A 25,377-nucleotide genomic window follows, 5' to 3' on the forward strand; every position below is an offset into this window, starting at 1 on the left:
TCATGTCAAAACGCTGGTATTCCTTGCTCGCATGACGACTTCACGTCAATTACAAGTGGGAACAGGAAGGTTGGCGTCGGGCGCGATCGCGCTGGCACTCGTGCTCGCCGCCTGCGGTGGCGGCGGGGATTCCGACTCCGCCGACGACGGCGGGAACCAGAAGATCAGCGTTGCCGCGTTGCCACTGACCGACGCGGCTGCGCTCTACATCGCACGGGATCGCGGACTGTTCGTGAAGGAGGGGCTGGACGTCACCATCCAGCCCGTCCAGCAGAGCATCCAGGCCCTGCCCGCCCTGTCCAGGGGCCAGGTCGACGTGATCGCGAGCGCGAACTACGTCACCTTCCTCCAGGCCGACGAGAAGGGCACCCTCGACCTCCGCATCCTCGCCGAGGGCGTCCGCACGGCACCGCACATGATGGACGTCCTGGTCCCCGAGGACTCGCCCATCAAGACCCCCGCCGACCTCAAGGGCAGGACGGTCGCCGTCAACATCCTCAACAACATCCAGTCGCTCACCCTCGACGCGATCCTGGACCAGCAGGGCGCCGGACACCCCACCTACCGTCAGATCGCCTTCCCGCAGATGGGTCCCGCCCTCCAGAAGGGCCAGGTCGACGCCGTCCACGCGGTCGAGCCCTTCGACAGCGCGATCCAGGGCGAGTTGAAGGCACGGGTGCTGCTCGACGGTGGGTCCGCGCCCGTCCGGTCCCTGCCGATCAGCGGCTACGTCACCACCCGCGACTTCGCCGAGAAGCACGCCAAGGCCGCGGCGGCGTTCAAGCGCGCGATCGAGGCCGCCTCGAAAATCGCGGCCCAGGACCCCTCGGCCGTACGCGCCGAACTCCCCAAGTACACCAAGGTGACCGCGGACCAGGCCAAGACCATCAACCTGCCCGCCTACCCGGTCGCCACCGATGCCGCCCAACTGCGCCGGCTCACCGAACTCATGCGGAAACAGGGGCTGTTGAAGAAGGCGATCGACCCGGCCACGCTCCTCGTCAAGTGAACCGCCGCCAGGAACTCACCCTGGGCGCCCTCGGCGTACTCCTGGCCTTCGGCGCCTGCGAGGCGGTTGGCAGGGCAGGCCTCGTACGACGCAGCTACCTGCCACCCGCGTCCGAAGTCCTCGCCCGCGCAGTCGAGTTGGCGGCGGACCGCGCATTCCTGGACGACGTGGCGGTCACCCTCCGGGCCTGGGCACTCGGCCTGGGCCTCGCCTGCGCCATCGCGATTCCCCTCGGTCTGCTGCTGGGCAGCGTCCCGGTGGTCGACGACGCCGTACGCGCGGTGATCGAATTCCTGCGCCCGCTCCCGTCCGTCGCCCTGATCCCCCTCGTCTCCCTCCTCCTCGGCTCCGGCACCGGGACCGAGGTCGCGCTGATCACCTACGCCTCGGTCTGGCCCATCCTCTTCAACACCGTCTACGGCCTGGGCGAGACCGACCCCCTCGCCAAGGACACTCTGCGCGCCTTCGGCTTCGGCCGCCTGTCGATACTCCTGCGCGTCGAACTCCCCGCCACGGCCCCCTTCATCGCCGCCGGCCTCCGCATCTCGGCCGCCACAGCCCTCATCCTCGCCACGGCCACCGAACTCCTCTCCGGCTTCGGCCAGGGCCTCGGCATCTTCATCGCCCGGGCCCAACTGGCCACGGACGGCACCCGGGACGTGCTGGCCGGGGTGGTGTGGGCCGGGATGCTGGGGTTGGTGATCAACGGAGTGCTCGTGTGGGGGGAGCGGAGGGCCTTTCCCTGGAGGGCGGGGACCCGGAGAGCGGCGCGCGGCGAGTCCGCCGACGACAAGGTGTCGACGTGAGGAGGACGCCGATCCCCGAGCCACGTCGCACCGCAGCCCATGACGAGGCGGAACGAACCGCTCATCTCGTCGGCAACAGCGCGGCCCGTGCCGCGAACCTCGCGCGCGGAGCGCTCCTGCGCCGGCTGGTCCTTCTGCTCGCCCTGGCCGCCTGGCAGTTGATCGCGCAGGCGCACGGCAGTGTCTACTTCCCGCCCCCGGTCCGGATCGCGCGTCACGCCCACGACCTGTGGTTCTCGGGGCCGGCCGGGCACGCGTTCCTCACTCCGGCCGCCGTCGACACCATCCTGCCCAGCCTCGGGCGGATGTCCGCGGGGTTCGTGCTCGCCGCCCTCGCGGGGATCGCCCTCGGTCTCATGGTCGGCCGTTCGCGCCGGGCCCACGCGCTGTGCGACCCGGTGTTCCAGTTCGCACGGGCCGTGCCACCGCCCACGCTCGTGCCGGTGTTCGTCGTCCTGTTCGACTTCGGTACGCCGATGCAGCTCGCGTCGATCGTGTTCAGCGCCGTCTGGCCGGTGCTGATCAACACCGCAGAGGGCGCCCGCGACACCGACCCGCTCCGGCTCGACGTCGCCGCCGTCCTGCGCCTGACCGCCGTCGAACGCCTGTGGTTCCTGCTGCTGCCCTCCGCGCTGCCCCGCATCTTCGCGGGACTGCGGCTCAGCCTCTCGCTCTGCCTGATCCTCATGGTCTTCTCCGAACTGCTGCCGGGCACCGCGAACGGCATCGGCTTCGCGCTCACCGACGCCCAGTCGCGCTCCGACCTGCTGACCGTGTGGGCGGTACTGGTCCTGCTCGGCGCCATGGGGTACCTGCTCAACTCCGGCCTGCTGGTGGTCGAGAGACGGCTCACCGGCAGGGGAAGCCGTAAGGAAAGGACCACATGAAGGGCACCGTCCTGGACGCCGTCGTCCAGTTCCTCCGCGACACCGGGATGACCACGGTCTTCGGCAACCCGGGCTCCACCGAACTGCGCATGTTCCGCGACTGGCCCGAGGACTTCACCTACGTCCTCGGCCTCCAGGAGTCCACCGCCGTCGCCATGGCCGCGGGCCACGCACTGGGCACCCGCAGTGCCGCGTTCGTCAGCCTGCACTCGGCCGGCGGCGTCGGCCACGCGCTCGGCGCCGTCTTCAACGCCCACCGCGACCGCGTCCCGCTGGTGATCCTGGCGGGCCAGCAGGCGCGCTCCCTGCTCCAGTTGCGCCCGTTCCTCGGCGCCGACCGGCCGGCCGAATTCCCGCGCCCCTACGTCAAGTTCGCCCACCAGCCGGAACGCGCCGCCGACGTGCCCGCCGTACTCGCCGAGGCCCACCGCATCGCGATGACACCCCCGCGCGGGCCGGTGTTCGTCTCCGTCCCCGAGGACGACTGGGACCAGCCCGCCGTCCCCGTCCTGCCGCGCACGGTGCACACCGGTTTCACCGCCGCCCCGCACGCCCTGACCGACCTCGCGGCCCGCCTGGACGCCTGTGCCCGCCCCGCACTGGTCGTCGGCCCCGGCGTCGACGACGAGGACGCCCTCGACGAGGTCCGCGCCCTGGCCGAACGCGCCCGCGCGGGCGTCTGGATCAGCCCCCTCTCCGGCCGCTCGGGCTTCCCCGAGTCCCACCCCCTGTTCCAGGGTTTCCTGCCACCGGTGGCCGGCCAACTGGCCTCGCGCCTACGGCCGTACGACGTCGTCGTGGCCCTTGGCGCGCCCGTGTTCACCTACCACTTCGACGACGGCGGACCGCTCCTCGCTCCCGGCACCGAACTCCACCACCTGGACTGCGACCCCGCGCAGGCGGCCTGGCTGCCGACCGGCACCAGCATCGTCACCACCCTCAAGCCCGCCCTCGCCCGACTCACCGCGCTGCTCGGGCAGTCGGACCGCGAACCGCCCCCGCCCCGTCCGGCACCCGCGCCGCCGGAACCCGGCACCGGCCTCACCGCCGAACTCGTCCTCGACCACCTCCGCACCCGGCTGCCCCGCGACCGCGTCCTCGTCGAGGAGGCCCCCAGCCACCGGGACGCCCTCCACGCGCGCGTGCCCGTCGACACCTCCGGCGGCTTCCTCACCACGGGCAGCGGAGCCCTCGGCTGGGGCCTGCCGCTCGCGGTCGGCCGCGCGCTCGCCGACCGGCGCCGACTGGTCTGCGTGATCGGGGACGGTTCCGCTCTCTACTCGGTACAGGCCCTGTGGACCGCGGCCCAGCACCGGGCGCCGGTCACCTACGTCGTCCTCGACAACGGCGGCTACGCGGCCGTCCGCGCCCTGGGACGCCGCATCGGCATCGCCCCGGTGCCCGGCACCGACATCGGAGGCGTCGACTTCGTCGCCCTGGCCCGGTCCTTCGGCTGCCCGGCGGCCTACGCCGACGACCCCGCCGTACTCCCCGAGACCCTCGACCGCGCCCTGAACGCGCCAGACGAGGACGGCCCGCACCTGTTGCACCTCCGGGTCGCCGCGGGCGGGGGCGCGCTCTACACCGAACCCTGGGCCAGGTGACCGACCCCGATGCTCCGCCTCGACTCCCTGAGCCAGCACTACGGCGACCAGCCCGTCCTGCACGACATCAGCCTCACCGTGCCGGACGGCCAACTCCTCTGCGTGGTCGGCCCGTCGGGCTGCGGCAAGTCCACCCTGCTGCGCACCGTCGCCGGGCTGCTGCCCGCGCGCGAGGGCACGATCACCGTCGACGGCACACCGGTCACCGGCGTACCCGACCGCCTGGCCGTCGTCTTCCAGGACTACGGCCGCTCACTGCTGCCCTGGCTCACCGTCCGCGACAACGTCGCCCTGCCCCTGCGCCGCCAGGGCCTGCGCAGGGCCGAGCGGCGCGCCGAGGCGGAACGCATCCTGGACCGCGTCGGCCTGACCGCCGCCGCCCGCCGCCACCCCTGGCAGCTCTCCGGCGGTATGCAGCAGCGCGTGGCCATCGCCCGTGCCCTGGTCTGCCGCCCCTCCCTGCTGCTGATGGACGAGCCCTTCGGCTCCCTCGACGCCCAGACCCGCGAGGACCTGGAGGACCTCCTCCTGGAGGTGCACCGCACGGACCGTACGACGATCGTCTTCGTCACCCACGACATCGACGAAAGCGTTTACGTCGGCGATCGTGTCGTCGTCCTCACGCCGGGCCCCGGCGCGAAGGTGGCACTGGACCTGCTGGTCGAACTCCCCTGCCCCCGCGACCAGATCGGCACGCGGGGACTGCCGGAGTTCGTGGCCCTGCGCACCCGGGTGGGCCGCGCGGTGCGCACGCGTGGCCCAGCCGTACGTCCTGCCTCACCATCCGATGGTCCGACGTGACGACCGTCCTGCCGTCGTCGGCCGGCCGGTACAGCGGATCGTCCGAGGCCGGCCAGAACACGCCGTTGCCGCGCGGGGCCAGGCCCCTGGACGGCAAGGGGTTCGCCGCCGATTCACGCGATGGTGTGATCATGTCCCGTGCCCGGGATGGCCGTTGAGGGTCACGGGTAGGGCCCGGCCATGACCCAGCCGTTCGAACTCCCGCACTTCTACATGCCGTATCCCGCGCGCCTCAACCCGCATCTGGACGAGGCCCGCGCCCACTCCTCCGCGTGGGCGCGCGAGATGGGCATGCTGGAGGGCTCCGGGATCTGGGAGCAGGCCGACCTCGACGCGCACGACTACGGCCTGCTCTGCGCCTACACCCACCCCGACTGCGACGGGCCCGCGCTGTCGCTGATCACCGACTGGTACGTGTGGGTGTTCTTCTTCGACGACCACTTCCTGGAGATCTTCAAACGCAGCCAGGACCGCGCCGGCGGCAAGGCCTACCTGGACCGGCTCCCGCTGTTCATGCCCCTCGACCTCTCAACTCCCGTACCGGAGCCGGAGAATCCGGTCGAGGCGGGGCTCGCCGACCTGTGGGCGCGCACGGTGCCGTCGATGTCCGTCGACTGGCGCCGCCGGTTCGCCGTCGCCACCGAGCACCTCCTCAACGAGTCCCTGTGGGAGCTGTCCAACATCAACGAGGGGCGGATCGCCAACCCCGTCGAATACATCGAGATGCGGCGCAAGGTGGGCGGCGCGCCCTGGTCGGCGGGCCTGGTGGAGTACGCGACCGCCGAAGTGCCCGCGTCCGTCGCCGGATCGAGGCCGCTGCGGGTGCTGATGGAGACCTTCTCCGACGGTGTCCACCTGCGCAACGACCTCTTCTCCTACCAGCGGGAGGTCGAGGAGGAGGGCGAGTTGAGCAACGGCGTACTCGTCCTGGAGACCTTCTTCGGGTGCACCACCCAGGAGGCCGCCGACACCGTCAACGACGTCCTGACCTCCCGGCTCCACCAGTTCGAGCACACCGCGTTCACCGAAGTGCCCGCCGTCGCCCTGGAGAACGGACTCACCCCGGACCAGGTCGCGGCCGTCGCCGCCTACACCCAGGGCCTCCAGGACTGGCAGTCCGGCGGCCACGAGTGGCACCTGCGCTCCAGCCGCTACATGAACGAAGGCGCCCTCGACAACTCGCCGCTGAACGGACCGACCGGCATCGGCACGTCGGCGGCCGACATCGGCGCCCTGCTCGCCTCGGCGGGCGCGGAACGGCTCCGCGCCTACACGCACGTGCCCTTCCAGAAGGTCGGACCGTCCCAACTTCCCGACTTCTACATGCCGTTCCAGGTCGAACTGAGCCCGCACCTCGACGGCGCCCGGCACCGCCTCGTCGACTGGATGCACGCCATGGGCATGCTGGAGGAGGGCGTCTGGGACGAGGAGAAACTCGCCGCCGCCGACCTCCCGCTCTGCTCGGCCGGCATCGACCCGGACGCCACGGAAGCGGCACTCGACCTCAGCTCGCGCTGGCTCGCGTGGGGAACCTACGGCGACGACTACTACCCCCTCGTCTACGGAGTCCGGGGCGACCTCGCCGCCGCCCGCGTCACCACGGCCCGTCTGTCGGACTGCATGCCCGTAGACGGACCGGCGGTCATCGTGCCGGTCAACGGCATGGAACGCGGACTCATCGACCTCTGGGCCCTCACCACCGCCGAGATGCCCCTGGACGACCGGCGCGCCCTGAAGGACGCCATCAACACCATGACCGAGAGCTGGGTCTGGGAGCTGTCCAACCAGATCCAGCACCGCATCCCCGACCCGGTCGACTACCTGGAGATGCGCCGCGCCACCTTCGGCTCCGACCTCACACTCAGCATGTGCCGCACGGGCCACGGCCCGAAGGTCCCGCCCGAGGTCTACCGCACCGGCCCGGTCCGCGCCCTGGAGAACGCGGCCATCGACTACGGCTGCCTCATCAACGACGTCTTCTCCTACCAGAAGGAGATCGAGTACGAGGGCGAGGTGCACAACGCCATCCTCGTCGTCCAGAACTTCTTCGGCATCGACTACCCGACCGCACTCGGTGTCGTCCACGACCTGATGACCCAGCGCATGCGCCAGTTCGAACACGTCGCCGCGAACGAACTGCCCGTCGTCTACGACGACTTCGACCTCTCGGACGAGGCCCGCGAGATCATGCGGGGCTATGTGACCGACCTCCAGCACTGGATGGCGGGCATCCTGAACTGGCACCGCGCGGTCGACCGCTACAAGTCCGCCTACCTGGCCCGGCGTTCGCACGGTTTCGTACCGGACCGGGTACCGGCGATGCCGTTCGGCTGAGATCGTGCACCCGTTCCGAACCAGGGTTACCGGTATGTTTGGGAACTTTGTGTACGGAACGGGTCATTCAGGGAACTTCGATGGGACGTCGGGAGTCTTCCGGGGTGTAGGGAACAGCCGGACAGAACAGAACACGGGGGTGTTCGACCTTGACCGACATCATCGAGAGGATCACCGAGGGCAGCACGCGGGAGCAGGCACCGGCCGACGGCGAACTGACGCCGTACGCCGCGCAGTTGTCCGTCCCGCCGGTCCTGCGCCCGGCGTCCGCCGACGTGCGCCACGAGACCGAGATCGCCCTGCGTCCGACCTGGGTGCGCCTCCACCCGCAGCTGCCGCCGACCCTGATGTGGGGGTACGACGGCCACGTACCGGGCCCGACCGTGGAGGTGCGCCGCGGACAGCGCGTCCGCATCGCCTGGACCAACCGCATTCCCGAAGGGGGTGAGTACCCCGTCACCGCGGTGGAGGTACCCGCCCGCACGCCGGGCACACCGCCCGCCACCACCGAGCCCGGCCGCGGCGGCGTCGCGCCGAACGCGGACGTGGCCACCCTGCCGCCCTGGTCGGTGACCCACCTGCACGGCGCCCAGACGGGCGGGGGCAACGACGGCTGGGCCGACAACGCCGTGGGCCACGGCGACGCCCAGCTCTCCGAGTACCCGAACGAACACCAGGCGGTGCAGTGGTGGTACCACGACCACGCCATGAACATCACCCGGTGGAACGTGCACACAGGCCTGTACGGCACCTACCTCGTCCGTGACGACGAGGAGGACGCCCTCCGTCTCCCCTGCGGTGGGCGGGAGATCCCGCTGCTGCTCGCCGACCGCAACCTGGACACGGACGAGGACGGCCGCCTCAACGGCCGGCTGCTGCACAAGACGGTGATCGTCCAGCAGCAGAACCCGGAGACGGGCAAGCCGGTCACACTGCCTTTCACCGGCCCGTACACCACGGTCAACGGCCGCATCTGGCCGTACGCCGACGTGGCCGACGGCTGGTACCGCTTCCGGCTCGTCAACGCCTCCAACGCCCGAATCTACGAACTCGTCCTGGTCGACGAGGACGACAACCCGGTGCCGGGCGTCGTCCACCAGATCGGCAGCGACGGCGGACTGCTGCCCCGCCCGGTGCCGATCGACTTCGACAGCGCGATGCCCACGCTCACCGCGGCCCCGGCCGAGCGCTTCGACCTCCTCGTCGACTTCCGGGGTCTCGCCTCCAAGAAGCTCCGGCTGGTCAACAAGGGGCGCGCACAGGCGCCGGGCGTGCCCGACCCGGTGAACGACGTGCGCTACCCCGCGGTCATGGAGTTCCGGGTGCACGAGAGCGGCCAGACGGACGACTTCCGGTTGCCCGAGGTGCTCTCGGGCTCCTTCCGCCGGCTCACCCATGACATCCCGCACGGCCACCGCCTGATCGTGCTCACCCCGCCGGCCACCAAGGGCGCCGGCGGACACCCGGAGATCTGGGAGATGACCGAGGCCGAGGACCTGACCGGCGTCCAGCTCCCGGCCGACGGCATCATCCAGGTCACCGGCCAGGACGGCACCACGAAGACCTATCGGCGTGGGGCGCGGACGTTCAACGACGGCCTCGGCTTCACCATCGCTGAGGGCTCCTACGAACAGTGGAGCTTCCTCAACCTGGCGCCGATCGTCCACCCCATGCACATCCACCTGGCCGACTTCCAGCTCCTGGGACGCGACGCGTACGACGTGTCGGGCTTCGACCCGACGGTGGGCGGCACACGCGTGCCGATCGCCCACAAGCCCGCGACGCAGCTGCCGCTCGCGCCTAACGAACACGGCTACAAGGACGTCTTCCGCGTCCCCGGCGGCCAGATCCTGCGCGTCATGGGCCGCTTCGACGGCGCGTACGGCCGGTTCATGTACCACTGCCATCTGCTGGAGCACGAGGACATGGGCATGATGCGGCCGTTCGTCGTCATGCCGCCCGAGGCCATGAAGTTCGACCACGGCGCCGGGCACGGCGGCCACGAAGGACACACCGGCTGACACCCGCACCGAGTCACGCGGGCCGGCGCTCCATCCGGCCCGCGTGCTCGCGCGTGGTCCCCCGCCGCCGCGAGGCCCGTGGCCTTCCGCCCCTGAACTCCGGTCAGTCTCACTCGTTCGTGGCACGTCGGGCGCCGGTGCGCCGGGTAGAGCACCAGCCGGAGGCGATCCATGGAACAGACTGCGTTGCGTCCCAAGCCGATGCCCGGTCAAGAGCCCGGCGGCGGCACCAAGCCCGCGACCGGCCGCCGACCGCATGCCGCGCGGCGTCGCGGCCGACGGCTCATGACCGGCCTGTTCGGCCTGTTCGTCGGAACCGTCCTGGTCCTGTCGGGGGTCGGGCTCGGCACGGTCGGCGCCACGGTGATCGGCATGAGCAGACTCGCCGAGATGCAGCGCCAGGCAGCCCACCAAGCGGCACGGACGGCCCACCCGCCCGGCCCGTCCTCCACGAGCCCGACACCGTCGCCCACGTCCGTCGCCGCCGCGACCCTCGGCGTGGAGGCAGTGGACGCCGAGAAGGCGGGCGCCCTGATCGTCGGCGTCCACCTCCCCGGCCCCGGCTACACGGCGGGCCTGGTCCGCGGCGACGTCCTGCTCACGTTCGGCGGCACCCGTATCGACTCGGCGGCCGACCTCGCGCGCGCCGTGGCCCGCGCCCACCCGGGGAAGGAGATCACCGTCACGGTGCGCCACCACAGCGGCGGCTACCAGCAGTTCACCGTGGTCCCAGGCTTCGTCGTCTGACGACCCCACGAGCCGTCGGCGAACGCACGGGCCCTAAGCGCGCGGGCCACGAAATGCACTGGTCCCGCCGCCCTCCCGGGGCCACGACGACCTCATGCTGAGCACCCTCCTGGCCTTCCTCGGCGCCTGCTCCCTGATCGCCGCCTCGCCCGGCCCGAGCACCGTGCTGATCATCAAGCAGTCGCTGCGCAGCAGGCGTTCGGGCTTCCTCACCGTCCTCGGCAACGAGACCGGCGTCTTCGTCCGGGGTGTCGTCGCCGCCTTCGGCCTCACAGCGCTGCTGGCCGCCTCCGAGGTGGCCTACGGCGTGACGCGCGTCGTCGGCGCGATCGTCCTCGTCGGCTTCGGCATCCAGACCCTGCGGCACGCGCGCAGCACCAGGGACCGTGCCGGAGACGACGGCTGGGACGGCCCCGAACGCAGCGGGTGGGCCTCCTACCGGGGCGGACTGCTGCTCAACCTCGCCAACCCCAAGGCCGCGATCTTCGCGATGTCCTTCCTCCCGCAGTTCGTACCCGAGGGCGCTCCGCACCTGCCCGCCATGATCGGGCTCGCCGCGCTGTGGGCGGTCTACGAAGTCGGCTACTACGGCCTCTACGTCTGGTTCGTCGGCCGGCTCAAGAACGTGCTGTCCCGGTCCGGTGTGCGCCGGCGCCTGGAGCAGGTCTCCGGAGGTGTGCTGCTGCTCCTGGGGCCCGCATGGCCCTGGAGGGCTGACGCCGTGACCGCGTCCGGGGCGGAAAGGGGCGCCGATCGGCTCGCGTGGCCCTCCGGGTGCGGGCAGGATGCTGCCCGTAGCCACCTTTCGCCCGCTCTCGGAGGCCCGAATGACCGGTAGCACGCCCGCGCCCTTCACCTCCGCCGACTACCGGGCCCGTATGGACCGCGCCGCGCGGGCCGCGGCCGACGCCGGTCTCGCGGGGCTGCTGGTCGCTCCCGGACCGGACCTGGTGTGGCTCACCGGCTACGCGCCCACCGCGCCCACCGAACGGCTCACCGTCCTCGTCCTGGCCCCCGGACGCTCCCCGGTCCTCGTCGTCCCCACCCTGGAAGCCCCCGACGCCGCCAAGGCACCCGGCGCCGACGCCCTCACCCTGCGCGACTGGACCGACGGCAAGGACCCCTACGCGGCCACCGCGGCCCTCCTCGACGCGACGGGCCGCTTCGGCATCAGCGACAACGCCTGGTCGATGCATCTGCTGGCACTCCAGAAGACGCTGCCCGACACCACGTACGCCTCCCTCACCGACGCGTTGCCGATGCTGCGCGCGGTGAAGGACGCGGCGGAACTGCGGCTCATGGCAGCCGCCGGAGCGGCCGCGGACGCGGCGTACGAGGAGATCCGCAGGGTTCCCTTCGCCGGCCGCCGCGAGTCCGACGTCGGCGCCGATCTGGCCGATCTGCTACGGCAGTTCGGGCACTCCCAGGTCGACTTCACCATCGTCGCCTCGGGCCCCAACGGCGCCAACCCGCACCATGAGGTCGGCGACCGTGTCATCCAGCGGGGCGACATGATCGTCCTCGACTTCGGCGGCCTCAAGGACGGCTACGGTTCCGACACCTCGCGCACGGTCCACGTCGGCGAACCCGACGACGAGGAACAGCGCGTCCACGACCTCGTCCGCGAGGCCCAGGAGGCCGGTTTCCGCGCCGTGCGCCCCGGAGTCGCCTGCCAGGAGGTCGACCGGGCCGCCCGCGCGGTCATCGACGACGCCGGGTACGGCCCCTACTTCATCCACCGCACCGGCCACGGCATCGGCGTCACCACACACGAGCCGCCGTACATGATCGAGGGCGAGGAACAGCCCCTCGTGCCCGGGATGTGCTTCTCCGTGGAGCCCGGCATCTATCTGCCCGGCCGCTTCGGGGTACGCATCGAGGACATCGTCACGGTGACCGAGGACGGCGGTCGACGGCTCAACAACACCGCCCGCGAGATGGCCCTGGTGGACTGACGACGACCAGGAGCCCCGACACCCCGAACGGCGACGGCGCGACCATGACCCAGGCACCGACACCCACCGCGGACACCGTCCGACAACTGGTCCGTTCCCTGCTCAAGGACGGTGCGGCCGACAGCACCGGCCCCGAGGTCCGGCCCGTCGCCGAGGGCGGCGAGCACTCCACGTGGTGGGTCGGCACCCGCCATGTGCTGCGCCTCGCCCCCGACCGCGAGGCCACTCTGCGGCAACGCCGCGAACTGCGCCTGCGCGACCTCGTACGGCCGTACCTCCCCGTCGCCGTTCCGACGAGCGTGGCGCACGGCGAGTGGGCGCCCGGGCTCGGCTACACGCTGGACACCAAGGTGCCCGGCCGGTCCGGCGAGGACCAGGACGTGTCCGCCGTCGGTGAGGCCGACCTCGCCGGGCTGCTCACCGGGCTGCGCGAGGTCCCCGTCCGGCAGGCCGAGGCGCTCGGCGTCCCGCGCACCGCCCCGCGGTCCCTGGAGGCACTGCGCCGCGCCGCCGAGCAGGCGGCCGAACGGCTGGCCGCCGCCGACGAGTTCGACGCCGCCCGCCTGCACCAGCTCACCCAGCCCGGCGCGGTCCAGCTCGCCGCACAGTCCGCCACCGCGGTTCTCGTCCACCACGACCTCAGGGGCGAGCACCTCGTGGTGAGCGCCGACGGCCGGGTGCGTGGCGTCCTGGACTGGACCGACGCGACGCTCGGCGACCCCGCGGAGGACATCGCCGGGCTCGCGTCGGCCGTCGGCGCCCCCGCCGCCGTGCGCGCGGCCACCCTTGCCGGCTACGGCGCCCGCCCCTGCCTGCGCGGCCTGTGGCTCGCCCGCTGCGACACGGTCGTCCGCCTCGCGGCCCAGCTCGAAGGCCGCGACACCGGACCCCTTCCCCTCCTCAGGACCCAACTGCGCCACACCTGGGAGGCGATCCTGCTGGAACGGGTGACGGAACTGCGCGGCGGGGACGGGGAGTTGTAGCGCGCAAAGGCTTGCGCAAGCGTTTACGCGTGCCTCTCGCGCACCCGCCCCCGCCTACGCCTGCGTCAGCAGCACGCACGACTCCCCGGGCAGCCGCAGCAACCCGTCCGCCCCCGGTGCCTCCACCGGGTCCCACGCGGCCAGGATCTCCGCCGGGCGGGTGCCCAGGGGGATCGCGGCCGGTTCCTTGCCGAGGTTCACGGCGACACGTACGTCGCCGCGTCGCAGGGCGAGCCAGCGGGCGTCCTCGTCGTGGGCCACCTTGATGTCGGTGAGGTCGGGGTCGGTGAGGTCGGGCTGCTCGTGCCGGAGGGCGATGAGGCGGCGGTACCAGGCCAGCATGCGCGCGTGGGGCTCGCGCCGTGGTTCCGTCCAGTCCAGGCAGGAGCGGTCGCGGGTCGCCGGGTCCTGCGGGTCGGGTACGTCCTCCTCGGCCCAGCCGTGCGCCGCGAACTCCCGCCGCCTGCCCCGCCGTACGGCGTCCGCGAGGTCGGGGTCGGTGTGGTCGGTGAAGAACTGCCAGGGGGTGCCGGCCGCCCATTCCTCGCCCATGAACAGCATCGGGGTGAAGGGACCGGTGAGCGTCAGTGCCGCCGCGCAGGCCAGCAGGCCGGGGGAGAGGGACGCCGAAAGGCGGTCCCCTTCGGCGCGGTTGCCGATCTGGTCGTGGGTCTGGCTGTAGCCCAGCAGTCGGTGGGCGGCCACGCGCGTGCGGTCCAGCGGGCGGCCGTGGTGCCGGCCCCGGAAGCTCGAATAGGTGCCGTCGTGGAAGAAGCCGCCCGTCAGCGTCTTGGCGACAGCCGAGAGCGGGGCCCGCGCGAAGTCCGCGTAGTAGCCCTGCGATTCACCCGTCAGCGCGGTGTGCAGAGAGTGGTGGAAGTCGTCGTTCCACTGCGCGTGCAGCCCGAGACCGCCCTCCGCGCGCGGGGTGACCACACGCGGGTCGTTCAGGTCGGACTCGGCGACCAGGAAGAGCGGCCGGCCCGTCTCGGTGGCCAACGCGTCGACGGCGGCGGACAGTTCCTCCAGGAAGTGGCACGCGCGCGTGTCCTTCAGCGCGTGCACCGCGTCCAGCCGCAGCCCGTCGATCCGGTAGTCGCGCAACCACGCCAGCGTGCTGCCCAGCAGGTAGGCACGCACCTCGTCGGAGCCGGGCGCGTCCAGGTTGACGGCGCTGCCCCAGGGGGTCTGGTGCGTGTCCGTGAAGTAGGGGCCGAACGCGGGCAGGTAGTTCCCGGACGGACCAAGGTGGTTGTGCACCACGTCGAGCAGGACGCCCAGACCGAGTTCGTGGGCCCGGTCGACGAACCGCTTCAGCCCCTCGGGGCCGCCGTAGGGCTCGTGCACTGCCCACAGGGAGACGCCCTCGTAACCCCAGCCATGCCGGCCGGGGAACGGACACAGGGGCATCAACTCGACGTGGGTGATGCCCAGTTCGACGAGGTGGCCGAGCCGGTCGGCCGCCGCGTCCAGGGTGCCCTCGGGCGTGTACGTGCCGACGTGCAGTTCGTAGAGCACCGCGCCCGGCAGCGGGCGCCCCGGCCACGCGGCGGTGCGCCACGCGTACCGCTCGTGCTCGACGACGGCGCTGAGGCCGTCCGGGCCGTCCGGCTGGCGGCGCGAGCGCGGGTCGGGCAGCGGCGGGCCGTCGTCGACCGCGAACCCGTACCGCGTGCCGTCACTCGCCTCCGCCTCGCCGCTCCACCACCCCACACGCTCGGGATCGCGCTCCAACGCGCGCGTGGCGCCCTCGCGATGGAGCGTCACACGGTCTGCCTCTGGTGCCCACACCTCGAACTGCACGGACGGTTCCCCTTCGTCTGCTCACCGGGATGTAGCCCGTCCATCGTGCTTCAAACGAGATCAATCCGCTTTTGAATGCACCCCTTTGGCGCAGGTGTCGTCATCTTCGCGCGCGTGCGGGCCGTTTCCGCGTCTTCTGGACACCCGGGGTCCGCTGCCCGACAATCACGAGCGTGACGTCGTCCTTCGAGTTCCACACGTACCCCGCGCGGCTGTCCGACGCGGAGCGCGACAAGGCGCTCAAGGTTCTCCATGACGGCGTCGCCATGGGACGGCTCTCGCACGACACGTTCATCCGGCGCATGGAGCTGGCGCTCGCCGCCCGCCGGTCCGAGGAACTCGTGGCGCTCACCGCCGACCTGCCCACCGAAAGCCGGCTCTCGCGCGTCCTGTTCGGCACCGTGGAGGCCGTCTCCGGGTTCACGGTACGGCTGCGCAGGGCCTGGCAGGCCGAGCGGCTCCCCAAGCTGCTGCTGCCCCACCCGGGCAACGGACACCCGCTGCGCATCGGCCGCGACCCCGCCAACGGGCTGCGGCTGACCCACGAGACGGTGTCCCGGGTACATGCCGAACTCAGTCGACAGGGCGGCATGTGGGTGCTGCGCGACCTCGGTTCGACCAACGGCACGACGGTCAACGGCCGTCGGGTGATCGGTGCGGCCGTCGTCCGCGAGGGCGATCAGATCGGCTTCGGTCGGATGGCGTTCCGGCTCGCCGTGAGCTGAGCCCGGCCCGACTCCGAACCCGAGCCCGAACTCAGCCCCACCTCACCTCTGGCCTGGGCTTTACCCGATGTGGCGATCTTGGGTGTGCGTGAAATCCCTTTGCGTACGGCGGTGTTGACGTACCCCTCGGGCCGTGACTGACTGTGCGTACACCATGCACATCAGGTGAACCGACGGCACCACATTTGTGGAGGTGTGCCCTGCCACCACTCCTCCGCTACCCGTCCGTGGACGAGCTGGGGGCCCAGGCCGCCGCGCTCGTCGCCCGCCGCCCCCAGGACGCCCGGCTGCGCCGCGTCGGGACCTCTCGCGCCGGTACGCCCCTGTGGCTGCTGTCCGTGGGCCACGGCAGCCGCCAGGCCCTCGTGGTCGCCGGACCGCACGCCAACGAGCCCGTGGGCGGCGCGACGGTGCTGCGCCTGGCCGAACGGGTCCTCGCCGACCCCCGGTTGACCGAGGGCGCCGACGCCACCTGGAACCTGCTGCTGTCCCTCGACCCCGACGGCTCGCGCCGCAACGAGGGCTGGCTGTCCGGCCCCTACAGTCTCGGCCGGTACTTCCGGAACTTCTTCCGGCCCGGCTTCCTGGAGCAGCCCGAGTGGCTTCCGGACGGCGCGGCCGGGGCCCGACTCCCGGAAACCCGCGCCCTGTTGGAGGTCCAGGACGAACTGCGGCCCTTCCTCCAGTGCTCCCTGCACGGCGTCGACGTGGGCGGCGGTTTCGTCGAACTGACCCGCGACCTCCCGGGCCTCGCCCAACGCGTCGCGCACACCGCGGCCCGCCTCGGCATTCCGCGCGAACTCGGGCCGTACGACACCCTGTACTGGCCCAGCATCGGCCCTGCCGTCTACCGCATCCCACCACCGCGCCGGGGCGATCTGGCCGCCGCCATCACCGAGGCCGCCGTCGAGTCGACCTGGTTCCACCCACACCGGCACGGCACGGTCACCGCGGTCGTGGAGGCGCCGATGTGGGGGGTGGCCGGCGTCGAGGACGGCAGCCCGCCCGCCGATGCGGACGCGGTCCTGCGCACCGTGAGCCACACCCTGCGCCACGACACCCGCATCCTGGAACAACTCCTCGCGCGCATACGGCCGTTCGTGCAGGGCGCGGCCGGCACGGGTGCGGGTACGACGGAGCCGGGAACGCTCTCCCGCGCGGGCGGGCCGGTGCCGCTGACGGCCGCCCGGCCGGGAACCGGCATGGCGGGACCCCCGACGGCGGACGCGGCCGACAGCCGCCCCCGGCACGACGCCGGCCGTCCCGCTCCCGCACCGGCGGTCACGCCCGGCCTGCTGCCCCGAACCCATCTGGTGCCCGACGCGGCACGGCTGCTCGCGCCGGTCGACGACTACTTACTGGTGTGCCCGGGGCTCGCCGACGCGTGGGACCCCGATGTCGACACCAGTGCCGCGCGCCCGCTGCCGCCGCTCAACACCGCGCATCTCGCGGCCCTGCGCATCGCGGGCCGGCGCCTCGCCCTGCGCACGGCCGGGCTGCTGTACCAGCTCGTCGTCGCCTCCGGGAGCGATCCGGCCGGTGTGCTGCCGGAGCTGGACCGGCTGATCGACGAGTGGTGCGCCGACTACCGGGACGGCTTCGGGGCGCGCTGGATCTCCGTCGCACGCCAGGTCGAGTACCAGTCGCGCGTGGTGCTCAGCGCGTTCGAACTGGCCCGGCGGCACACGCCCGTACGCTCCCGTACGGGTGAGTCGGGCTGGGGTACGGAGGCGACGGTGCCGATGCATCTGGAATGACGCACACCTACCGAACCTCCGCCCTCCGGGGTGCCCTGCTCGCAGCGACCGTGCTCCTCGGCGCCGGTCAAACACCCGCCCAGGCGGCGCCCCGGCACGGCCTCCGGGGTGATTGGCTCCACCTCACCGTCACCCGAGGCGACAGCCGGTCCAGTGACACACGAGGGACCCTGCTCCTGTGCGACCCGCCCCAGGGCCACGCCCACGCGGCCGAGGCCTGTGCCGAACTGGCCGCGGCGGGCGGTGACATCGACGCCATCCCGGCCGGCAGCGTGTTCTGCCCGATGATCTACGCCCCGGTGACCGCCCACGCGCGCGGGGAGTGGAAGGGACGCCAGGTCGACTACACGAGGACCTTCTCGAACCGCTGCGTCCTGGGGGCGCGGACGGGAGACGTCTTCGCGCTGGACGGCTGAGCGGCGCGGACGGGGTCAGGCCGAGCGTCGGGCACGCGCGCGTGGGTCCCCGCCGATCTCCCCCGCCTGCTCGCGCGCGTACAGCGCCGCCGCCACGACTGTGCGGGACTGATGCTCCACCTGGTGCTCCAAGGGCACCCAGCGGGCGCGGAAGCGCTCCGCGAAGGCGTCGCTCCAGGACGCGACGAGGTGCTCCAGCAGAGGCGCCGCGCGGTCGTCGGTCTCCCGCAGCACGCGCAGCAGCATCGCCGCCGCCCGTAACGGGAGCCGCCGCCCGAACGCGTCCACACTGCCGACGTACGCCATCGTGGTGTCGGCCGGCGAGGTGTGCGTCCAGTCCGCGGCCAGGCCGGGCACCAGCTCCAGCGCCCACATGGCGGCCCGCAGCAGCGGCCCGTCGACGCCCTGGAGCCGCGGCAGCGCCTCGGCGAGCACCCTCTCCACCTCCCGCCCGTCCCGCAGCAGCCGGCGCGCCAGCCGCCGTAACGCCGCCGCCGGGGCGGGATGCGGTGCCGGGTCGTCCACCAGGTCGCTCGCCCACATCGGGACCTCCACGACCGCGGTCAGGCCGCCGTAGCGGTGCGCGTGGTACCAGGTGCTGTGCCGGGCGTCGTCCGGCATGCTCGGGTAGGCCGCGTCCGAACCGGGCGCCGGCATCACATGCACCCCGGGCCCCGAGGCGGGCCAGCCCGCGGCGTCGGAGGCGCCCGTCTCCACCGGGATGTGCAACTCCGCCGCCGACTTGGCGAACGGTTCGGCGAGTCCCGGTATGTCCTTCGTCAACTGCACCCAGCTGCCGCCCAGATCGGTGCCGTGCAGGGTCACCTGGAGATAGGGCCGCAGCTCGTCGATCACCCGGGTCAGGACCCGGGTCTCGGGCGGCAGTCGATCGGGCGGCAGCACGGAGGGCGACCATTCGGGCTGCTCCGGACCCGCCGGGCGGAAGAAGCCGAGGTGGTAGTCGAACAGGCTGCGCGGCGCCGGGGTGACGTGCAGGCTCGCCCCGTCCGGGTCCGCGCAGAGCAGGAAGTGCCAGGAGGTGTCGGACCTCAACTCCCGTTCGCGGACCACCCGTTCGGCGAGGGCGAGGAGTGTGGAGCCGCCGGTCGGCTCGTTGGCGTGGGCGCCCGCGACCACCAGGACGGCGCGCCGGGCGTGCCCCACGGACAGCAGATGAAGTGGTCTGCCCGCGCGGGAGACACCTACTTGGCGCAGGTTGCACAGGGCAGGCCGGTGTGCAGCCAACGCCCGGGCGGACGAGACCAGTTCGGCCACACTGGGGTATCGCAACTCCGGCAGGAGACTCACCCCCGACTACTCCGCCCCGGCTTCGCAACCGCAGTACTTCATGGCCTCTGTGAACTGTCAAGAAGACCGCGGGGGAGGCTCCAGGGGGCGCCCAGGGGCACTTACCGGCAACCGGTAGGCGTGTTGGTGCCAGCAGGGGGCCGGAGATTTCCAGAGGGTTTCGCAGGCCCCGGCGCTTCCTCCTGGTGACGTTGCCGCCGTGCACACGCGCGTGCCCCCGCATCAAGAACACCGCCCTCCCGGCCCGCCACCGCACGCCCGCCGCCCGACCCGCGCCCCGGGTCCGTACGCGGGTGCGAGCCGGTGGCCGGGGCCCCGTCGCACGCCGTAGGGCCAGGGCGTATCCGCGTCACTCGAACGGCCGCACGGGAGCTGCGGTCCGCGCGGTGCGGTGGTCGGCTGGGGGCAGCCGCGTGCGCGCAGGACGCGGACGACCGGCCGCGCGCCTCCTGCACGGCGCGGGCGCAGCTGCGACCACAGGAGCGGACGGCGGTGCTGTGTCTCACGGACGTGACCGTCCCCCGGACCGCGGGCACCCAGCCCCGGCCGCCCGGACCGCCGAGCCTGCGGACGGCCGTACGGGACCCGTATCCGCTCTACCGCACCCTCCGCACGCACTACCCGCTCGTGTACGACGAGCCGTTCGGAGCCTGGCTCCTGAGCCGCTACGGCGACGTCCGCGCGGCCCTCGCCGACCCGCGGCTCGTCGCCGCGACCGGTGACGGGCACCCGGCCGTACCCGAGGCAGGACGGCTCCTGGACCGGGCCCTGCGCGGGCCCGCGCTGGCCGCCCTGACCGCCGCCGTCGAACGCAGCGCCCACGTCCTCGCCCGCCGCCTCGCCGCCCGAGAGGACGCCGACCTGGTGGCCGAGTTCTGCGACTGGCTGCCCACCGCCACGGCCGTGGCCGCGCTCGGGCTGCCGTACGAGGAGACCGCGCGGGTGCACCGCTGGTGCCGCACGGGACTCGGGCGTTCCGGGGGCGGCCGTCCCGAACTGGGCGCCTTCCTGAGCCCGTTGACGGCCCGGCGCCGCGCCCATCCGGGCGGTGACCTGCTGTCCGTGCTGTGCACCTCGCGGAGTGACGACGGCCCGTTCTCGGACGACACCGTCACCGGGCTGGTGGGCACACTGCTCGGCGCGGCCGGTGAGAGCACCGCGCGGGCACTCGCGTCGTTCCTCGCCAACCTCCTCGACCATCCACGCCAGTTGGACGCGCTCCGCGCCCGCCCCGACCTCGTGGCAGGCGCCTGGGCGGAGTCCCTGCGCCGCGATCCGCCGCTCCACATCGTGCTGCGCCGTGCCGTCGCACCCGTCGGGGCGATACCCGCCGGAGCCACCGTCGCCTGCCTGCTCGGCGCCGCCGGCCGTGACCCGGAACGCTTCTCCGACCCGGACCGCTACGACGCCTTCCGCACCGACCCCGGCCCGCTCGCCCACGGCACCGGCCCCGACGCTCTGCTCGCCCGTCTCGCGGCCGAACACGGTCTGCGGGCCCTCCTGGCCGCCCTGCCCGGTCTCCGCCGCGCACCGGGCCCCCGGCACCGGCCCGACGACCTGGTCCGCCGCTCACCCCGGACCCTCCGGGTGCAGACCTAGTCCGAGATCTCCAGCAGCACCACGGGCGACAGCTCGAAAAGCTCCGCCACGCGCGCGTGCCCCGTGAACTGCCGCTCCGGTGCGAGCACATCGGCCCAGCGGCCCGACGGCAGCGGGAGCGCCGTGTCGCGCCAGCCGCCCGCCTCCGCGAGCCGCGAGGACAGCCGGGTCACGGCCGTGACTGCGGCCCCCGAGCGGGCGAACGCCACACAGTGCGCCGCCGCCGGGCCCTCCGCCGCCAGCGGGGCGTACGTCGCCGCGTCGCCGAAGGCCTCGGGACGACGGGCCCGCAGCCGCAGCGCGGCGGCCGTCACCGCACCCTTGGCGCCCGGCTCCGGGGGCGGGAACGGCACGGGCCGCCGGTTGTCGGGGTCGACCAGGGCCCGGTACTCGGCCTCGGTGCCCTGGTAGAGGTCCGGCACGCCCGGCATCGTCAGCTGGAGCAGGGCGGCGCCCAGCACGTTCGCCCGGATGTGCGGCTCCAGCGCCTCGCGGAACTCGGCCACGCGCTCACCGGGCGGCCCGCACGGACCCGCCGCCACGAACGCCGCCACCGCCTCCTCGTACGACGGCTGCTGTTCCGTCCAGCTCGTGTGCAGCCCCGCCTCCCGCACATGCTTCAACAGAGCCCCCTGTACGCGCTCCGCGTCCGCCGGGCCAAGACCGAACACCGTCTGCCAGGCCGCCCACGCCAGCTGTGCGTCCGGCACACCCGCACCGATGTGAGTCACCTCGGTCAGCACGTCCGCCCAGCGCTCCGGCACCTCGGTGAGCACGGCCAGCGCGGCCCGTACGTCGGCACTGCGCTTGGTGTCGTGGGTCGACAGCACGGTGCCCGCCACGGGCCAGTCGCGCTGCACGCGCGCGCAGTACGCGTGGAAGTCCTCCGGGGACACCGCCGGACTGCCCGGGTTCCCGCCCACCTCGGTCGCCGACAGCAGCGGCACATAGCGGTAGAACGCCGTGTCCTCCACGGACTTGGCCCGCAGCGCGGACGCCGTCTGCGCGAACCGGACCCGGAACTCGACCTCCTCGGGCCCGTCCCCGAACCGCCCCAGCAGCAGATCCCGTACGACGTCGACGGCGCCCGCCTCCTCCGCGACGACGAACGCCTGCCGGGCCTCGGCAGCGGCCTCCTCGGTGACGACGGCCGCGGTGTCGCCCGAGGTGTACGGCCGGTAGACCTCCATGCGCACCAGGAGCTCCACCAGCGCGGTCCGCAGCGCCCAGGGGGCCCGGTCACGCAGCGCTGGCTCCGGGGACGCGGCGCACAGCCGGCTCGCGACCCGGGTCAGCCGTTCCGTCTCGGCGTCCAGCTCGTGCGTGAGCACCTTGTACGCCGCCCGCCGCACCGTCGCCTCCCAGTGCCCGCCACGGTCCGTCTGCGGGGCGGCGAACCTCCGGTACCGGCCCAGGAGTTCCCCCGCCCCCGCCGGGTCCGTGAACAGCCCGTCGACGTGCCTGAGGGCGTCGTAGCCGGTGGTGCCCGCGACGGGCCAGGACGCCGGCAGGTGCTCCCCGTCCGCGAGGATCTTCTCCACGACCGTCCAGCGGCCCCCGCTCTTCTCGTGCAGCCGCCGGAGGTAGTCGTCGGGGTCGGCGAGGCCGTCGGGGTGGTCGACGCGCAGCCCGTCCACGACGCCCTCGCGCAGCAGCTGCAGGATCTTGCGGTGCGTGGCGTCGAAGACCTCCGGGTCCTCCACTCGCACCCCGATCAGCTCCGAAATGCTGAAGAAGCGCCGGTAGTTGAGCTCGGTGCGGGCCAGCCGCCACCACCCGAGGCGGTACCACTGCGCGTCCAGGAGCCGCGGCAACGGCAGCTCCCCGGTGCCCGCCCGCAGCGGGAACACGTGGTCGTAGTAGCGCAGCACGTCACCGTCGACCTCCAGGTGGTCGATCTCCGCGCCGACCGGTCCGCCCAGTACCGGCAGCAGCAACCGCCCGCCCTGCGCCTCCCAGTCGATGTCGAACCAGCGCGCGTACGGCGACTTGGGGCCCTCCCTGAGCACCTCCCACAGGGCATGGTTGTGGCGCGGGGCCACGGCCATGTGGTTCGGCACGATGTCCATCACCAGACCGAGACCGTGCTCCCGCGCGGTGCGCGCGAGGGCCCGCAGACCGTCCTCGCCGCCGAGTTCGTCCCGCACGCGCGCGTGGTCCACGACGTCGTAGCCGTGTGTCGAACCCGGAACGGACTCCAGGACGGGGGAGAGGTGCAGGTGCGAGACGCCGAGCGACGCCAGGTACGGCACCGCAGCCGAAGCCGCCGCGAACGGGAACTCGGGCTGCAGCTGCAGCCGGTAGGTGGCCGTGGGCACTGCCGGGTCGGGTCGTTCAGGTGTCATGCAGACCTACGTACCCGCCCGGCCGCCCTTCGTGTCATCGACTCCCGCATCCGGTCCGCCGACAGGCCGACCCCGGCGTCCGCCTAGGTGGGCCGCTGCAGCACCGCCATGCTGCGGTCGAGCAGGGTCAGCCGGTCCCCTGCCTTCACCTTCGCGCCCGTGCCCGGTGGCATCCCTTCGGGACGGCCCGTGTCGACGACCACCTCCCACTGGCGGCCGTGATTGACCGGCACCACGAAGTCCAGCGTCCTGGGAGAGGCGTTGAACATCATCAGGAAGGAGTCGTCGGCGATGCGCTCCCCGCGCGTGCCGGGCTCCGAGATGGCGTTGCCGTTCAGGAACACCGACAGTGCGGACGCCTGCGCCGAGTCCCAGTCCCGCTGGGCCATCTCCTTGCCCTCCGGGGTGAACCAGGCGATGTCCGACAGCTCGTCGTGGGTGCCCTCCACGGGCCGCCCGTGGAAGAAGCGCCGGCGCCGGAACACGGGATGCTCCTTGCGCAGCCACACCAACGCGCGCGTGAAGGCCAGCAACGGAGACGGCTCGGCGCCCTTCTCGGGCCAGTTCACCCAGGCCAGCTCACTGTCCTGGCAGTACGCGTTGTTGTTGCCGCCCTGGGTGCGCGCGAACTCGTCCCCGTGGCTGACCATCGGCACGCCCTGGGACAGCATCAGCGTGGCCACGAAGTTGCGCATCTGGCGGGCGCGCAGCTCCAGGACGGCCGGGTCGTCGGTCTCGCCCTCGGCACCGCAGTTCCAGGACCGGTTGTGGCTCTCGCCGTCGCGGTTGTCCTCGCCGTTGGCGTCGTTGCGCTTCTCGTTGTACGACACGAGGTCGTTCAGCGTGAACCCGTCGTGGCAGGTCACGAAGTTGATGGAGGCCAGGGGGCGACGGCCGTCGTCCTGGTAGAGGTCGGAGGAGCCGGTCAGCCGGGACGCGAACTCCGCGAGCGCGCGCCCCTCGCCCCGCCAGAGGTCCCGGACCGTGTCGCGGTACTTGCCGTTCCACTCGGTCCACAGCGGCGGGAAGTTGCCCACCTGGTAGCCGCCCTCACCGACGTCCCAGGGCTCCGCGATCAGCTTCACCTGGGAGACCACCGGGTCCTGTTGGACGAGGTCGAAGAACGACGACAGCCGGTCCACCTCGTGGAACTGCCGTGCCAGGGTGGCCGCGAGGTCGAAGCGGAAGCCGTCGACGTGCATCTCGGTGACCCAGTAGCGCAGCGAGTCCATGATCAGCTGGAGCACGTGCGGGGACCGCATGAGCAGGGAGTTGCCCGTCCCCGTGGTGTCCATGTAGTAGCGGGGGTCGTCCGCGAGCCGGTAGTAGGACGGGTTGTCGAGGCCCCTGAAGGACAGCGTCGGGCCCAGGTGGTTGCCCTCGGCCGTGTGGTTGTAGACGACGTCCAGGATGACCTCGATACCGGCTTCGTGCAGCGCCCGCACCGCCGACTTGAACTCCAGGACCTGCTGGCCGCGGTCGCCCCAGGAGGCGTACGCGTTGTGCGGGGCGAAGAAACCGATCGTGTTGTAGCCCCAGTAGTTGTTCAGCCCCATGTCGACCAGCCGGTGGTCGTTCACGAACTGGTGCACCGGCATCAGCTCCAGGGCGGTCACCCCCAGCTCCACCAGGTGTTCGATCACCGCCGGATGCGCGAGCGCCGCGTAGGTGCCGCGCAGCTCGTCCGGCAGCCCCGGGTGGAGCATGGTGAGGCCCTTGACGTGCGCCTCGTAGAGCACTGTTTCGTGGTAGCCGCGCCGGGGCCGCCGGTCGTCGCCCCAGTCGAAGTACGGGTTGACCACGACCGACGACATCGTGTGCGGGGCCGAGTCCAGGTCGTTGCGCTTGTCGGGCGCGTCGAAGTGGTAGCCGTACACCTCCTCGCCCCAGGCGATCGATCCGCTGACGGCCTTCGCGTACGGGTCGAGCAGCAGCTTCGCGGAGTTGCACCGCTGGCCGCGCTCGGGGGCGTACGGACCGTGCGCGCGGAAGCCGTAGCGCTGTCCGGGCATGACGCCCGGCACGTACGCGTGCCGCACGAACGCGTCGCTCTCGCGCAGTTCCACCGCCGTCTCCGAGCCGTCGTCGTGCAGCAGACACAGCTCTACTCGGTCCGCGGCCTCCGTGAAGACCGCGAAGTTGGTGCCGGCGCCGTCGTACGTGGCACCGAGTGGATACGCCTCTCCAGGCCAGACCTGCATGGTCACGACTCTTTCAGCCGGGCCCCGCCACCGGGGCTCCTTGCCCCTGAGTCTCCCCGAAAGTGAGGGAACCACC

At 72.4% G+C, this 25,377-nt stretch carries 18 protein-coding genes and 1 pseudogene; 15 read left to right on the forward strand and 4 right to left on the reverse strand.

Translation table 11 applies throughout. The features are described 5' to 3' along the window. Window positions 1–70: 70 nt before the first annotated feature. The 11 genes and pseudogenes from AB0I51_RS13235 to AB0I51_RS13285 all read left to right on the forward strand — a co-directional run bounded on the left by AB0I51_RS13235 (window position 71) and on the right by AB0I51_RS13285 (window position 13,147). Entirely contained in the window at window positions 71–1,009 is a 939-nt protein-coding gene (locus AB0I51_RS13235) for an ABC transporter substrate-binding protein (RefSeq protein ID WP_362974393.1), read from the forward strand. After that, entirely contained in the window at window positions 1,006–1,815 is an 810-nt protein-coding gene (locus AB0I51_RS13240) for an ABC transporter permease (RefSeq protein WP_362974395.1), read from the forward strand. Before AB0I51_RS13235 ends, AB0I51_RS13240 begins: the two co-directional genes overlap by 4 nt. Beyond that, window positions 1,812–2,702 carry an ABC transporter permease gene (locus AB0I51_RS13245; protein WP_362974397.1) on the forward strand — a complete coding sequence of 297 codons (891 nt, stop codon included), beginning with the start codon at window positions 1,812–1,814 and terminating at the stop codon, window positions 2,700–2,702. The genes AB0I51_RS13240 and AB0I51_RS13245 overlap by 4 nt, the downstream gene beginning before the upstream one ends. Then, window positions 2,699–4,306: a benzoylformate decarboxylase gene (gene mdlC, locus AB0I51_RS13250; RefSeq protein WP_362974399.1), complete on the forward strand. Its 1,608-nt coding sequence runs from the start codon at window positions 2,699–2,701 to the stop codon at window positions 4,304–4,306. Before AB0I51_RS13245 ends, mdlC begins: the two co-directional genes overlap by 4 nt. A 9-nt stretch (window positions 4,307–4,315) precedes the next feature. After that, entirely contained in the window at window positions 4,316–5,107 is a 792-nt protein-coding gene (locus tag AB0I51_RS13255) for an ABC transporter ATP-binding protein (protein WP_362974401.1), read from the forward strand. A 180-nt stretch (window positions 5,108–5,287) separates the two neighbouring features. Continuing rightward, window positions 5,288–7,441, forward strand: coding sequence for a germacradienol/geosmin synthase Cyc2 (cyc2, locus tag AB0I51_RS13260; RefSeq protein ID WP_362974403.1), 2,154 nt, complete (start codon window positions 5,288–5,290; stop codon window positions 7,439–7,441). A gap of 149 nt (window positions 7,442–7,590) precedes the next feature. Further along, window positions 7,591–9,462 carry an O-aminophenol oxidase PhsA gene (gene phsA / locus AB0I51_RS13265; protein ID WP_362974405.1) on the forward strand — a complete coding sequence of 624 codons (1,872 nt, stop codon included), beginning with the start codon at window positions 7,591–7,593 and terminating at the stop codon, window positions 9,460–9,462. 171 nt (window positions 9,463–9,633) lie between these two features. Further along, on the forward strand, window positions 9,634–10,209 hold the full coding sequence (locus tag AB0I51_RS13270) for a PDZ domain-containing protein (protein WP_362974407.1): 576 nt from the start codon (window positions 9,634–9,636) through the stop codon (window positions 10,207–10,209). 94 nt (window positions 10,210–10,303) lie between these two features. After that, window positions 10,304–10,926, forward strand: a pseudogene (locus tag AB0I51_RS13275) (LysE family translocator). A 110-nt stretch (window positions 10,927–11,036) separates the two neighbouring features. Beyond that, window positions 11,037–12,164, forward strand: coding sequence for an aminopeptidase P family protein (locus AB0I51_RS13280; RefSeq protein ID WP_362974409.1), 1,128 nt, complete (start codon window positions 11,037–11,039; stop codon window positions 12,162–12,164). 44 nt (window positions 12,165–12,208) lie between these two features. Further along, on the forward strand, window positions 12,209–13,147 hold the full coding sequence (locus tag AB0I51_RS13285) for an aminoglycoside phosphotransferase family protein (protein ID WP_362974411.1): 939 nt from the start codon (window positions 12,209–12,211) through the stop codon (window positions 13,145–13,147). Between the two features lie 54 nt (window positions 13,148–13,201). Here AB0I51_RS13285 and treZ read toward each other — a convergent pair whose 3' ends face one another. Further along, a complete protein-coding gene (treZ, locus tag AB0I51_RS13290; protein WP_362974413.1) occupies window positions 13,202–14,950 on the reverse strand; it encodes a malto-oligosyltrehalose trehalohydrolase in 1,749 nt (582 codons plus the stop codon). 173 nt (window positions 14,951–15,123) lie between these two features. Here treZ and AB0I51_RS13295 point away from each other — a divergent pair, with 173 nt between their 5' ends. From AB0I51_RS13295 to AB0I51_RS13305, 3 genes are all read left to right on the forward strand, one after another. Then, on the forward strand, window positions 15,124–15,675 hold the full coding sequence (locus AB0I51_RS13295) for a DUF1707 and FHA domain-containing protein (protein ID WP_362974415.1): 552 nt from the start codon (window positions 15,124–15,126) through the stop codon (window positions 15,673–15,675). Between the two features lie 185 nt (window positions 15,676–15,860). Next, window positions 15,861–17,432 carry a M14 family zinc carboxypeptidase gene (locus AB0I51_RS13300; protein WP_362974417.1) on the forward strand — a complete coding sequence of 524 codons (1,572 nt, stop codon included), beginning with the start codon at window positions 15,861–15,863 and terminating at the stop codon, window positions 17,430–17,432. Then, entirely contained in the window at window positions 17,429–17,848 is a 420-nt protein-coding gene (locus AB0I51_RS13305) for an SSI family serine proteinase inhibitor (RefSeq protein WP_362974419.1), read from the forward strand. Before AB0I51_RS13300 ends, AB0I51_RS13305 begins: the two co-directional genes overlap by 4 nt. Window positions 17,849–17,863: 15 nt before the next feature. Here the strand turns inward: AB0I51_RS13305 and AB0I51_RS13310 are convergent, their stop codons facing one another. Further along, window positions 17,864–19,156 (reverse strand): M14 family zinc carboxypeptidase, encoded by a 1,293-nt coding sequence (locus AB0I51_RS13310; RefSeq protein ID WP_362974421.1) that lies wholly within the window; start codon window positions 19,154–19,156, stop codon window positions 17,864–17,866. Between the two features lie 492 nt (window positions 19,157–19,648). Between AB0I51_RS13310 and AB0I51_RS13315 the strand changes: the two genes are divergently transcribed. Further along, the gene (locus tag AB0I51_RS13315) at window positions 19,649–20,755 is read left to right on the forward strand and encodes a cytochrome P450 (RefSeq protein ID WP_362974423.1); all 1,107 of its coding nucleotides are present in this window, start codon (window positions 19,649–19,651) and stop codon (window positions 20,753–20,755) included. Here the strand turns inward: AB0I51_RS13315 and treY are convergent. Beyond that, the gene (gene treY, locus AB0I51_RS13320) at window positions 20,752–23,100 is read right to left on the reverse strand and encodes a malto-oligosyltrehalose synthase (protein ID WP_362974425.1); all 2,349 of its coding nucleotides are present in this window, start codon (window positions 23,098–23,100) and stop codon (window positions 20,752–20,754) included. The two genes, AB0I51_RS13315 and treY, sit on opposite strands and share 4 nt — an antisense overlap. 83 nt (window positions 23,101–23,183) lie before the next feature. Next, entirely contained in the window at window positions 23,184–25,301 is a 2,118-nt protein-coding gene (glgX, locus tag AB0I51_RS13325; protein ID WP_362974427.1) for a glycogen debranching protein GlgX, read from the reverse strand. Window positions 25,302–25,377: the final 76 nt, after the last annotated feature.

Origin of the sequence: Streptomyces sp. NPDC050549 (assembly GCF_040655035.1) — a bacterium.
Classification (GTDB): Bacteria; Actinomycetota; Actinomycetes; order Streptomycetales; family Streptomycetaceae; genus Streptomyces.